Here is a 312-nt window from a genome sequence, read left to right on the forward strand (position 1 = left end):
CTACTGAAGATAAAATTGTATCAATCAATCCTTCTAATAAAGAAGAAGTAGTGGGCCGTGTTTCAAAGGCAAACCGCGAGCTTGCGGAAAAAGCGATGCAGGCTGCTGTGGAAGCATTCAAAACATGGAGAAAAGTAAAGCCGGAAACACGCGCAGATGTTTTATTCAAAGCTGCTGCAATTATCCGCCGTCGAAAGCATGAATTTTCTGCCCTTTTAACTAAAGAAGCAGGAAAGCCTTGGAACGAGGCAGATGCTGATACTGCGGAAGCCATTGACTTCCTTGAGTACTATGCACGTCAAATCTTAGAAA

General features: G+C 43.3%; 1 protein-coding gene. It reads left to right on the forward strand.

Annotated elements, in window-relative coordinates; all coding sequences use genetic code 11:
- Nucleotides 1-312: aldehyde dehydrogenase family protein (locus tag CHI10_RS22015; RefSeq protein ID WP_142301794.1), on the forward strand; the 312-nt coding region annotated here is incomplete at both ends.

Source organism: Bacillus sp. 7894-2 (assembly GCF_002272225.1).
Taxonomy (GTDB): Bacteria; Bacillota; Bacilli; order Bacillales; family Cytobacillaceae; genus Cytobacillus.